Here is a 12,143-nt window from a genome sequence, read left to right on the forward strand (position 1 = left end):
GGGACACTGGTACGACGGTGTCGATCAGGTCACACGCCGCCGGTACTTGCCGCTCGCGGTGGCCGGCAGTTCGGCCGCGAATCGCACTGTTCGTGGGACTTTCGCGGTGGGCAGCCGGGCGCGGGTCCAGGCGATCAACTCCTCCGCGGTCAGCTCCGCGTTCCGTACGACGGTCGCTTCGAGGCGCGTCCCGTACTCCTCGTCCGGTACGCCGCCGACGCACACCTCGGCAACCGCCGGGTGGTCGAGCAGCACGTTCTCCACCTCGGCCGGGAAGACGTTCTCGCCGCCGGTCACCACCATGTCGTCGGCGCGGCCGTCGACGAAGAACCGCCCGCCCGCGTCGCGGTGCCCGAGGTCGCCGGAGTCGCTCATCCCCCCGAGCCGCCGGCGCCGCCCGCCGTCGCCGTACTGCTGGAACTCGAGCCGCCCGGCGACGCAGAGATGCCCGGTCTCGCCGTCCGGCACGCGGTTTCCCGCGTCGTCGAGGATCGCGACCCTCACTCCTGCGGCGGGCCGCCCGATCGTCCCCGGTGCTGTTCGAAGATCCGTGGGCGTTGCGATCGTCGACCAGCCCTCCTCGCTGGAGCCGTAGAGGTTGTGGACCACGTCGCCGTACGCCGTCCGCAGGCGCTCGGCGACGACGGGATGGAGCTGCCCCGCGCCGCTGATCAGCGCGGCTGGGCGGGCAGGCCTTTCGCTCCGTGCAATCCGGGCAAGCACCGGCGGTACGCCGACGAGCACGCACCCGGGATGGTCCTGGAGAAACCCGGCGACCGCGTCGGCGTCGACCTTGCGCCACAGCACCACCGGCACCCCGAACGCCAGCCCGAGCGCGAGAAACCCGAGCCCGAAGCCGTGGAAGAGCGGCACCGTGAGCACGACCGGCCCACGCACCGGCAGAACGCCGAGCAGCGTGGCGATCGGCAGACTCTGCGCGATTCGCACTCCCCCACGCTCGACCTCCTTCGGGACGCCGGTGCTGCCGGAGGTGAGCAGGATGATCTGTCCCCGCCGCCGAGTGCTTCGCGGGCCGGGTTCGTCGGGTTCAACCAGTGTCGTCGTCGGTTCATGCAGCACCACATCCGCGTTCCGCCGCAGCGCCGCGGCAACAGCCACGACGAAGCTCCTGTGATTCGGCTCCCGAACATGAACGCGCGCCCCGCGCACCTCGGCCTCGTCAACCAGGCGGTCGAGCTCGGCATACGTCAGCGAACCATCCTCGTCGACCAACGCGACCCCACCCGGATTCTTCAGCGCCGCCACCCTGACCAACGCACCCAGCGTCAGCCCCTGCACCCACAGCACCCGCAGGACCCGCGGCCTCCAGAACGGAACAGCCCGCAGCAGCCGCACCAACCCGATCAGCGTGACCATCGCAGCACCTGCGCCTGCACCGCCTCATAGGGGCCCTGGGCAACGGACGCCGCAAGCGCGACCGGCCGCACCCACCACGGCACCAGCAACCGCGGCCGGTGCACCAACGCCCTCCCGATCACCTCAGCAGCCGCCTCGACGGTCAACCCAGGCAGCCGAGCGTCGTACGTCGGCGCACTCATCTCCGTGTGCACCAACGGAAAGTGGATCGACGTCACCCGCACCCCGTCCCGCCGAACCTCCGGCGCGACACACCGCAACCACGTCTCGAACGCCGCCTTCGACGCGCTGTACCCCGCCCACTGCGCGACCGGCAGATCGACGTTCAGGCTGCTCACGTTGACGACATGCCCCGCCCCTCGAGCCCGCATCCCCGGCAACAACCCCGACAGCAGCCGCGCCGGCCCGAGGTAGTTCACCGAGTCCGTCCGCGTCACGTCGTGAAACCGCCCCTCGGTCGCCGCCAACGACCGCCGGATCGACTTCCCCGCGTTGCTGACCACGACATCCACCCGCCCGTGATCCGCCAGCACGTCCGCGACCAGCTGATCCACAGCCTCCGGATCCGCAAGATCCACGCCGTACGCCGTCGCCCGCCCACCGCTCGCGGTGATCCGATCCGCCAACCCCTGCAGGCGATCCAGCCGCCGCGCCGCGAGCAGGACGTGCGCCCCGGCGCCCGCCAGCAGTTCCGCCGTACCGGCGCCGATCCCCGACGACGCGCCGGTGACGAGCACGACCCGGTCGCCGACCGCGGCCTCGAGCCGGGCCGGTGCGACGCGCGACCAGGACGGGCCGAGCAGCAGCCGGTAGCCGGCGTGGATCACACCCATCATTCAGTGTCGCATCCGCCACCTTTTGTTGGCAGCGGGCCGATCCGCGGGCGATCGTGGTCGGATGGAGCCCTTGACCAAGACGCTGTTCGACGCGATCGACCACGTGGGGGTCGCGGTCGCCGACTTCGACGAGGCCGTCCGGTTCTACGCCGACACCTACGGGATGACGGTCGCGCACGAGGAGGTCAACGAGGAGCAGGGCGTCCGCGAGGCGATGCTCTCGGTCGGCGACTCGGGCTCGTCGATCCAGCTGCTCGCACCGCTGTCGGACAGCTCCCCGATCGCCAAGTTCCTGGACCGCAACGGCCCCGGCATCCAGCAGCTCGCCTACCGGGTCGGCAATCTCGACGAGGTCTCCGCGATCCTGCGTGAGCGCGGCGCCCAGCTCCTGTACGACGAGCCGCGCCGCGGCACGGCCGGTTCCCGGGTCAACTTCATCCACCCGAAGTCCGCCGGCGGCATCCTCGTCGAGCTGGTCGAGCCCGCGGCCGACGCCCACCACTGATCAACCTCGCTTTCACCGGGCTGATCGGCCTCCTTCAGGCGGGGCCGAGCTCGACCGCGGCCGCTTGGACAGTGGTGGGTGTCGGCCCCCTGTCACTCCACCACTCACTAACCCCGCGGATCCGCGCCGGCCTGAGCGTGAGCGGGCCGGCGACGCGACACTTACTGAGTGCTGCACGTCCGCCGACCTGAGTGCTGCACATCCGCTGACCCGACCGTTTCCGTCTGCTGACGCTGCGTGAAGTTCTGTTCAAGACGCGCGCCCGGCGGTCACAACCGGTGAGTACGGAGTTAGCCTGGTCAGGTGCTGATGGACAGCGCTCCGGATCGACGTCGCCCCGTCGCAGCGGGGTTCCGGCACGACGCCTTCGTCTACACCGATGAGGAAGACTTCGTCCGGCAGACCGCCGCGTACGTGCACGACGGCCTGAACGCCGGCGAGACCGTGGTCGCGGTGCTTCCCGAGGACCGCAACAGCCTGCTGCGCACAGCGCTCGACGACGTCGCCGACCAGGTGATCTGGCTCGACATGACCCAGGTCGGCCGCAACCCGGCCCGGATCATCCCGCTCTGGCGCCGCCTGCTCGACCAGGCCCCCGACATCCCGCTGCGCGGCCTCGGCGAACCGGCGTACCCGGGTCGCTCCGGCGCCGAGCTCGACGAGTCCGCCCTGCACGAGCACCTGCTCGGCGTCGCCTTCGCCGGGTACGCCGGCCGCTTCCAGCTCCGCTGCCCGTACGCCGCCGAGCTGGGCGTCGACCCGGCCGCGCTGCACGCGCCCCACCCGGAGCAAGGAGCCGACGCGCGGTTCCGACGCCCGCTGTCCGCCGTACCGGCCGGTGCGGAGCAGCAGAAGTTCGGCCTCAACGACCTGAGCGCCGTACGCCGTCGCCTGAACGCCGCAGCCGGGTCGCTCGGCCTCAGCGCCGACCGATTCGACGACCTCGAGCTGGCGCTGCACGAGATCTGCACCAACAGCGTCCGCTTCGGCGGCGGCCAGGGCACCCTGTCGTGGTGGACCGCCGACGACCAGCTGATCTGCGACGTCGCCGACGACGGCCGCATCGACAACCTGCTGATCGGCCGCGTGCTGCCGCCGGTCGACGGCCTCGGCGGCCGCGGCGTCTGGCTGGCCAACCAGCTCTGCGACCTGGTGCAGGTCCGGTCCGGCGCGGACGGCACGCAGGTCCGGCTGCACACCAGCGCCCGCTGACGCCGTACCGACGCGAAGCGCCGCTGACGTCGTACTGACATCGAAGGACAGCGCGGCGATAAGACCACTGCGGCCGGTGGACTGGAAAAGTGACGGTGGTCTCACCCGGCCCGAACTGTGTCACGCAGCACAGCCACCCGGGCATACTCGACGGTAAGTTCCGCTCACCCGACCGCCGCTCCAGGAGGTATGACGTGAAGCAGATCCTCGACGCGATCCTTGCCGGCGACAGCGCAGCCGTCGGCGGGCTGGACGTCCCGGACCACTACCGGGGCATCACCGTGCACGCCGACGAGGCCGGTCTGTTCGAGGGCCTGGAGACTCGCGAGAAGGATCCGCGGAAGAGTCTTCACCTGGACGACGTCCCGACGCCGGAGCTCGGCCCCGGGGAGGCGCTGGTCGCCGTGATGGCGAGCGCGATCAACTACAACACTGTCTGGACGTCGATCTTCGAGCCGGTCTCGACGTTCTCGTTCCTCAAGCGCTACGGCAAGCTGTCGCCGCTGACCGCCCGCCACGACCTCCCGTACCACGTCGTCGGCTCCGACCTGGCCGGCGTCGTCCTGCGCACCGGCCCCGGCGTCAACGCCTGGAAGCCCGGCGACGAGGTCGTCGCGCACTGCCTGTCGGTCGAGCTGGAGTCTCCCGACGGCCACAACGACACGATGCTCGACGACCAGCAGCGCATCTGGGGCTTCGAGACCAACTTCGGCGGGCTCGCCGAGCTGGCGCTGGTCAAGTCCAACCAGCTGATGCCGAAACCCTCGCATCTCACTTGGGAGGAGGCCGCTTCGCCCGGGCTGGTGAACAGTACGGCGTACCGGCAGCTCGTCTCCGCGAACGGCGCGAACATGAAGCAGGGCGACGTCGTCCTGGTCTGGGGTGCTTCGGGTGGGCTCGGTTCCTACGCGACGCAGTTCGCGCTGAACGGTGGGGCGATCCCCGTCTGCGTCGTCTCCTCCCCCGAGAAGGCCGAGATCTGCCGCGCGATGGGCGCCGAGCTGATCATCGACCGCAACGCCGAGGGCTACCGCTTCTGGTCCGACCCGACCACCCAGGACCCGAAGGAGTGGAAACGCTTCGGCGCCCGCATCCGCGAACTGACCGGCGGCGACGACCCCGACATCGTCTTCGAGCACCCCGGCCGCGAAACCTTCGGAGCCTCCACGTACGTCGCCCGCCGCGGCGGCACGATCGTCACCTGCGCGTCGACGTCCGGCTACATGCACGAGTACGACAACCGCTACCTGTGGATGAACCTGAAGCGGATCATCGGCTCCCACTTCGCCAACTACCGCGAGGCGTGGGAAGCCAACCGCCTGATCGCGAAGGGAATGGTGCACCCGACGCTGAGCCGGGTGTATCCGCTGGAGGAGACGGCGCAGGCGGCGTACGACGTGCACCGGAACCTGCACCAGGGGAAGGTGGGAGTGCTGACGCTGGCCCCGACCGAAGGCCTCGGCGTCCGCGACGAGGAGATGCGGGCGCGGCACCTGGAGGCGATCAACCGCTTCCGGGACAAGTAGGTCAGGTTCCGCGGACCGCGACGGTGGTGAGCTGACGCGGTCGGTCACCAGCCTGACGTGCCGCGGTGTGAACTCACCGAGCTGCCGCACGCCGGCGCCAAACCCCAGCCCGCCCCACCCACCGCCAACGCGTGGCCCCCTCACCACAGAGCGGCGCGTGGGCCGCGACAGGGAGCACACGAATCGGCCGTTCGGGCGACTGAACCGGCTCCCCTGTGCCAATCACCAACGGCCCCACCACCAACCCTCGCCAGCAGCCACGCCATCCCACCCGGCGCCAACACATCTCCCCCTGACCCAGAGGGGGCGGGTGGGCCGCGCCAGGCAGCACCCGGATCGGCCGTTCGGGCGACTACCAACCGGGTGAGGAGGCGCCAACCAACCGCCGCGGCCGGCAGACACGCGAGGAGCCGGCCCACCCACCCCGCCGACGCGCCAACCCCTCACCCAGAGGGGGCGGGTGGGCCAGACAAGGAGCCCCACCGATCGGCCGTAGGGCGAAACCGCCCGGTCCGGTCACCGTCGGAGTACGGCCGGTTAGGTGTGTGAGGCCGGTCTCTGACAGGCTTACGCTGGGGGTTTCATCCGCTCCGCCAGAAGGGACACTCAGGGATGGGCGACGAGTCGAGCCTGCCGTTCTTCGACCGTACGGCGACCGCGGCCGGGGGATTCCCCGTCGCGCGCCGTGGGTACGACAAACACGCGGTGGACGACTACGTCCGCGCGCTCGAGGCGCAGCTGGGCGAGGCGCGGAGCAAGGCCGAGGAGTTGCAGGCCGGGTCCGCGCCGTTGCAGAAGCAGCTGGACGAGGCGAAGCGGCAGCTGGAGGCGAGCGCGAACCCGTCGTACGCGGGGCTCGGTGACCGGGCCGCGCAGATCCTGCGGCTGGCCCAGGATCAGGCGTCGGAGGCGCTCGAGGAGGCCCGGCGCGAGGCCGAGGAGCTGCGCTCGACGGCGAACAAGGAGGCCCTGGCGTCCCGGGCGACCGGTGAGCGCGAGGCGCAGGACATCCGTACGGTCGCGCTGAACGAGGCCGACTCGATGCGCCGGACCGCCGAGGGTGATGCGGCGGAGATTCGCCGGACGGCGGAGACCGAGGGTGCCGAGGTGCTGGCGGCGGCGCGGCGGAAGGCCGAGCAGCTGCAGCTGACGGCGGAGTCGCAGTCGAGCACGTTGAAGAACGGTGCGCTGCACGAGGCGGAGAAGATCCGGACGGCGATCCAGCGCGAGTCGGCGGCGCTGCGGGCGCGGCTGGCCGACGAGCGGGAGCAGCAGGCGAAGGAGCTGGCGGACAAGCACCAGCAGATCGCGGCCGACACCGAGAACCTGACGACGCAGATGAAGGAGGCCGCGGAGGCTTCCGAGCGGCGGGTCGCGGAGGCGACCGAGCAGGCGCGGAAGATCCGGGCCGAGGCGGAGGAGTCGGCGGAGCGCACGCTGACCCGGGCGCGGCGCGAGGCGGAGCAGGTGCTGACGGCTGCGCGGACGCGCGCCGAGGCGGAGCTGGCGAGCGCGGCCGACGAGGCCGAGCGGTCGCGGACGATCGTGGCGCGCGAGACCGAGCGGCTGGCCAAGCGGCGGGACGGGATCCTGGCGCAGATCGCCGGGCTGAACGACATCGCCAGCAACATCGCCCGCCAGGCGGCGGAGCTGGACTCGGAGACGGCGGCGCCGTCGTACAACCCGTTCGCGGCGCCGGCGAGCGCACCGGGCGGTTCGTCGGCGAGCCCGTTCACGTACTCGCCGCCGGCGCCCTCGTTCGACGCGCCGAGCAGCGAGCCGAGCTCGTACGACGCGCCGCGCGCTGAGGCCAACTCGTACGACGCGCCGACCGCGAGCCCGTTCGCGAAGGAGTCCGAGGCGGACGACGCCCCGAGCACCACGTCGGCCCGGCCGTTCGCGACGGAGCCGGAGAAGTCGACCAGCTCGTACGACGCCCCCGCGAGCCCGTTCGCCAAGGACAGCGGCGCGGACGCCGCTTCCTCGGCGAGCCCGTTCGCGAAGGAGAACGACGCTCCGGCGAGCAGCGCGAGCACCAGCCCGTTCGCGAGCGACGACAGCGCTTCCGGCGCGAAGGCCTCGGCGAACCCGTTCGCCGACGACGCCAAGAACAACCCGTTCGCCGTCCCGGCGGGCGACGCGGCGTACCCGGTCGACTCGTCGTACACGGCTCCGGGTGACAACAACTACCCGGCGGACGCGAAGGACGAGGTGTTCACCGGCAGCAGCCCGTTCTCGGGGCCGGACGCGGGGACGGCGCGGGTGGACGAGACGCGGATCGACACCGGGCTGCGGGTCGACCCGGACGTGCTGGCCAAGGAGAAGGAGCTGGAGGAGCCGAAGGACTCGACGAAGATCGACGAGTTCCGGCTCGAGGACCTGGCCGCGGAGGAGACCCGGATCACCGGGGAGAGCCCGTTCGCGCCGAAGAACAGCAAGAACGACGCCGCCGACAAGGATGAGAAGTGACGCCAGCCGGCGACGACAACTCCACCGAAGACAGCAAGACCCCGGGCCGCCCGCAGTCGGGCGGCCCGGACCAGGAGGCACAGACCGCGGGGGCCACAGAGGTCCCCGCGGAGCCGCGCGCGCAAACCGCCGACCCCGAGACCGAGCAGGTCGCGGCGGTAGAAGCTGCTGCCGCGGAAGCCAAGGCCGCAGCAGCTGACGCCGAACGCTCCGCGCAGAAAGCCGACGTCTCAGCCGACGAAGCGGACGAATCCGCCGACGACGCCGAGGTCTCGGCCGACGCCGCCCGCGAGTCGGCGGCAGTCGCCCAGCGCTCAGCCGCCGAAGCAGACACCGACGACAACCTCGCCGGTCAGCTCCTGATGGACGAGCGCCACCCCGACGACGGCATGGGTCGCCCCGGTCCGCCGCTGCGTCGCTCCAACCCGTTCGTGTTCGGCTTCTTCGCCGCCCTCGGCGTACTGGTCGCGTGGGGGCTGTGGAACGCGCTCGGCCAGGCCAAGTCCGTCCTGATCCTGCTCGTCGTCTCGATGTTCATCGCGGTCGGCCTGAACCCGCTGGTCGAGTGGTTCATGCGCCGCGGACTGAAGCGCGGCCTGTCGGTCGGCGTCGTCTTCATCCTGATGATCCTCGCGGTGGCCGGCGTCGGGTTCGCGATCGTGCCGGTGGTCACCGACCAGATCAACGGGCTGATCAAGAACGCCCCCGAGTGGCTCGACCTGCTGACCAAGTCGAAGACGCTCAACGAGCTGAACGACCGCTACCAGTTCATCCAGAAGGCCCAGGACTACATCCAGGACCCGGCGCTCGCGCAGCGCGCGTTCGGCGGCATCCTCGGGGTCGGCAAGGTCGTCGCGAACGCCCTGTTCTCCGGCTTCACGATCCTGATCCTGACCCTGTACTTCCTCGCCTCGCTGCCGACGGTCAAGCGGGCGGCGTACAGCCTGGTCCCGGCGACCCGCCGCAAGCGGGTCTCGATCCTCGGCGACGAGGTCCTCGGCCGGGTCGGCGGCTACGTGAGCGGGCAGTTCCTGGTCGCGCTCTGCGCCGGGTTCTTCATGTTCGTGTTCCTGGAGATCGTCGGGCTCAACCAGTACGCCGTGGCGCTGGCGATCGTGGTGATGTTCACCGCGTTCATCCCGATGGTCGGTGGGCTGATCGGTGTCGTGCTGGTCGCGGCGATCGGCTTCACCGACGGGCTGTGGGTCGGCGTCGCCTGCCTGGCCTACGGGATCATCTACCAGCAGATCGAGAACTACGTCGTCGCGCCGCGGATCATGCGCCGCGCGGTCGACATCCCGGGTGCGGTGACGGTGATCGCGGCGCTGCTCGGCGGCGCGCTGCTCGGTGTGGTCGGGGCGCTGCTGGCGATCCCGACCGCGGCCGCGGTGCTGCTGATCATCCGCGAGGTCTGGGTCCGTAAGGCGGACGCGTCCTGAAGGTGCCCACGGCAACCGACCTGGCGGCGTACAGCCTGCCGCGGCAGCACCCGATGACGCGGTCCTGGGTCGCCGACGACGTCCGGCTCGGGCTGCTGGCCGAGCAGCACGAGCTGGACGTGACGCTGGCGAACGATCTGGAGATCGCTCGCCGGCGAGCGGAGGTCTACGCGCCGGGACAGCCGGCGGAGCTGCTGCTCAACCGGTGGACGCCGGTCGGCGACCTGCACGCGATGCTGAGCATGCGGTACGAGGGCGGCGACGCGGTGAAGCCGTTCGTGGACGCGACGCCGCTGACGCGGGCGGTGCGCGCGGCGGATCTGGTGCCACTGGCAACGGCCGCGCGGGCGGCGTACGGCGTGCTCGGGCCGAGATACCTCAGGCTGTGGAGCAGCGAGCCGCTGAACGCGTTCGAGGGCACGCACGTCGACCGTCGCTTCCTCGCCGCGCCGACCGAGTCCCTCCGCGGCCGCGAGATCCCGCCCGAGCTGAGCTTCGCGCCGGCGGCGAACCTCGACAACTACCCACGGGCTGTCGCTGCCTACGCCGCCATCGATGCGGCACATCCGGACCATCCCGACCAGGCGAAGATCGAGACCGCCGAGGACCTCGCCGAGTCCGTCGCGGCCGGCCTGCTGTACGACGTACTGGTCGACAACGAATGGGCCGGCTACGTCGGCGCGCACGTCAACGACGAGACCCTTGGCCTGCCCGCGTACGTCGTCCAGGAGTTCATCCTCGACCCGGCGTACCGCGGCCGCGGCTACGGCCGCTACCTCCCGGCCCTGCTCGCCGAGGCCCTGCCGGACGACCGCCCGATCCTGCTCGGCGTCATCCACGCGGACAACCGCTCGGCCTTGGAGGCCGCCAACGCCTCCGGGCGGATCGACGTCGGCGGCTGGTTCCAGGTCCCGCTCTAGGCGGACAGCTTGCTCACTTCAGGCCCGGACGGATCGAGCACAGCGCACGCCCGCGGATAGCCGGCCTGGCAGCCGCGCATCGTCATCAGCGCCGTGTAGTAGTCGATGTGCCGGAACCCGTCGGTCTCGCCGCGCGCGAACGCCTGGTGCCGGATCGCGCTCACCCAGCGGTAGAACGCGTCGTCGGGGATCGGCACGTACGCCGTCGGCGTGAAGTCGCGCAGGTCCTCGGCGTGCTCGGTGTGCAGCAACGTCCGTACGGCGTGCCGCGGCAGCTCGTGGTCCATCGGCAGGTCGGCCAGGTAGATCGCCCGTTCGGTGATCCGCGCGGTGTGCTCGTGGTCGCGCTGCGAACTGTGCCGCCAGTGCGTGATCACCGTGTCCGGCTGCTGGTCGCGGATGATGGTGGCCAGCTCCAGCGCGACGTCGTCGGTGTCGGGCAGGAAGCCCTCGCTGTAGCCGAGCACCATGAAGTCGGCGCCGATCGCGGTCGCGAACGCTTCGCCCTCGGCGACCTTCTGCCGCCGGTACTCCGCCGGCGACAACCGCGGGTGCCCGCGCTCCCCCGGCGTCAGCGCGACGATCGTCGCGTTGGCGCCCTCGAGCACGAGCTTGGCCAGCGTCGGCCCGGCCGACAGATCCATGTCCCCGATGTGGCCACCGACGGCCAGGACTGATCGGTTCACCGGCACCTCCCGCTCGCGTCTTGGGTAGAAAGTTACCTAGACCCTACGCGAGCGGTCAACGAGTCACGCCAGGAAGGGCGTCAGGACCGCGAGGAAGTCGTCGAGCCGCTCGGCGTGCACCCAGTGCCCGGCCTCCGCGACCACCTCGTACCGGACCTGCGGGAACAGCGCCTCGATCGCGGCCCGGTGGTCCTGCTGGACGTAGTCGGACTTGCCGCCGTAGATGAACAGCGTCGGACCGGCGTACGAGCCGGTGATGCCGTCGGGCCAGCCGGAGATCTCGGGCAGCGACGCCTCGATCACCTCGAGGTTGGGCCGCCAGCGGGCGCCGTCGTCGTCGAGGATCAGGTTCTGCAGCAGGAACGCGCGCGTCCCAGGCGTCGGTACGGCGGCCTGCAGCTGCGCGTCGACCTCGGCGCGGCGCTGGATGTTCGACAGGTCGGCGTTCCGCATCGCCTGCGAGTACTGCTCGAACTGCGGCGGGTACGAGACCGGCGCCGCGTCGACGACCACGAGCCGCTCGACCACCTCCGGGTGGGTGAGCGCGGTCAGCATCGCGGTCTTGCCGCCCATCGAGTGCCCGACCAGCGCCACCGGGCCGACGCCGAGCGCCTCGACCGTCTCGCGGACGTCCTCGGCCATCTCGGGGTAGCTCATCGTCGACAGGTGCTCGGAGTTGCCGTGGTTGCGCAGGTCGAGCGCGTAGACCCGGTGCGACTCCGCGAGCCGGCGGGCCGCGGTCATCCAGTTCCGGCCGGAGCCGAACAGGCCGTGCATCACCACGACCGGCGTACCACTCTCGCCGTACGACGTGACGGGAAGCTTCATGCGGAAGGCCTTTCTAGCGGCGGCGATTCGAGCGCGGCGGTTCTAGCGGCGACGTTGCCAGCAGGCGGTGTGCCAGTGGCGGCGCTCGTCGAGCGACTGGGCGCCGCCGATCGCCGCGAGCAGGCTCGGGTTCTCCGGCCAGACCACCACGTGCGGCGTGTTCGGCAGGATCGTCTGGTCGCACCCCGGACAGCGGTATGCCTTGGTCGACGCCGTACCGCTGACCCGGCGGACGATCCAGTCGCCGTCACCGCGACTCTGCCGCTCCTGGGTACCGCCGAGCAACGGCCGGTCGCTGACGGGCCGCGTGTGCTTGGAGGGCTTGCGCCGACGGGGTGACATGTC

Annotated in this window: 11 protein-coding genes; 6 read left to right on the top strand and 5 right to left on the bottom strand. The window is 71.0% G+C overall.

The features are described 5' to 3' along the window. Nucleotides 1-24: 24 nt before the first annotated feature. Nucleotides 25-1,377: an AMP-binding protein gene (locus tag AB0M01_RS00400; protein ID WP_363664628.1), complete on the bottom strand. Its 1,353-nt coding sequence runs from the start codon at nt 1,375-1,377 to the stop codon at nt 25-27. After that, a complete protein-coding gene (locus AB0M01_RS00405) occupies nt 1,365-2,213 on the bottom strand; it encodes an SDR family NAD(P)-dependent oxidoreductase (protein ID WP_363664630.1) in 849 nt (282 codons plus the stop codon). Before AB0M01_RS00405 ends, AB0M01_RS00400 begins: the two co-directional genes overlap by 13 nt. Nucleotides 2,214-2,274: 61 nt before the next feature. Here AB0M01_RS00405 and mce point away from each other — a divergent pair, with 61 nt between their 5' ends. From mce to AB0M01_RS00435, 6 genes are all read left to right on the top strand, one after another. Next, complete coding sequence (gene mce / locus AB0M01_RS00410; protein ID WP_363664633.1) at nt 2,275-2,718, top strand: methylmalonyl-CoA epimerase; 444 nt, start codon at nt 2,275-2,277, stop codon at nt 2,716-2,718. Nucleotides 2,719-3,027: 309 nt separating this feature from the next. After that, nucleotides 3,028-3,930 carry a sensor histidine kinase gene (locus AB0M01_RS00415; protein ID WP_363666174.1) on the top strand — a complete coding sequence of 301 codons (903 nt, stop codon included), beginning with the start codon at nt 3,028-3,030 and terminating at the stop codon, nt 3,928-3,930. 194 nt (nt 3,931-4,124) lie between these two features. Next, nucleotides 4,125-5,456, top strand: coding sequence for a crotonyl-CoA carboxylase/reductase (ccrA, locus tag AB0M01_RS00420; RefSeq protein WP_363664636.1), 1,332 nt, complete (start codon nt 4,125-4,127; stop codon nt 5,454-5,456). 612 nt (nt 5,457-6,068) lie between these two features. Further along, on the top strand, nt 6,069-7,925 hold the full coding sequence (locus AB0M01_RS00425; RefSeq protein ID WP_363664638.1) for a transposase: 1,857 nt from the start codon (nt 6,069-6,071) through the stop codon (nt 7,923-7,925). Next, nucleotides 7,922-9,364: an AI-2E family transporter gene (locus AB0M01_RS00430; protein ID WP_363664640.1), complete on the top strand. Its 1,443-nt coding sequence runs from the start codon at nt 7,922-7,924 to the stop codon at nt 9,362-9,364. The genes AB0M01_RS00425 and AB0M01_RS00430 overlap by 4 nt, the downstream gene beginning before the upstream one ends. Nucleotides 9,365-9,366: 2 nt before the next feature. After that, nucleotides 9,367-10,284: a GNAT family N-acetyltransferase gene (locus AB0M01_RS00435; protein WP_363664642.1), complete on the top strand. Its 918-nt coding sequence runs from the start codon at nt 9,367-9,369 to the stop codon at nt 10,282-10,284. Here AB0M01_RS00435 and AB0M01_RS00440 read toward each other — a convergent pair. From AB0M01_RS00440 to AB0M01_RS00450, 3 genes are all read right to left on the bottom strand, one after another. Then, nucleotides 10,281-10,970 carry a PIG-L family deacetylase gene (locus AB0M01_RS00440; protein WP_363664644.1) on the bottom strand — a complete coding sequence of 230 codons (690 nt, stop codon included), beginning with the start codon at nt 10,968-10,970 and terminating at the stop codon, nt 10,281-10,283. The two genes, AB0M01_RS00435 and AB0M01_RS00440, sit on opposite strands and share 4 nt — an antisense overlap. Nucleotides 10,971-11,033: 63 nt before the next feature. After that, entirely contained in the window at nt 11,034-11,798 is a 765-nt protein-coding gene (locus tag AB0M01_RS00445) for an alpha/beta fold hydrolase (RefSeq protein WP_363664646.1), read from the bottom strand. A 42-nt stretch (nt 11,799-11,840) separates the two neighbouring features. Then, nucleotides 11,841-12,140 (bottom strand): hypothetical protein, encoded by a 300-nt coding sequence (locus AB0M01_RS00450; protein ID WP_363664648.1) that lies wholly within the window; start codon nt 12,138-12,140, stop codon nt 11,841-11,843. Nucleotides 12,141-12,143 lie beyond the last annotated feature (3 nt).

The sequence above is a fragment of the Kribbella sp. NPDC051770 genome (genome assembly GCF_040681455.1).
GTDB lineage: Bacteria > Actinomycetota > Actinomycetes > Propionibacteriales > Kribbellaceae > Kribbella.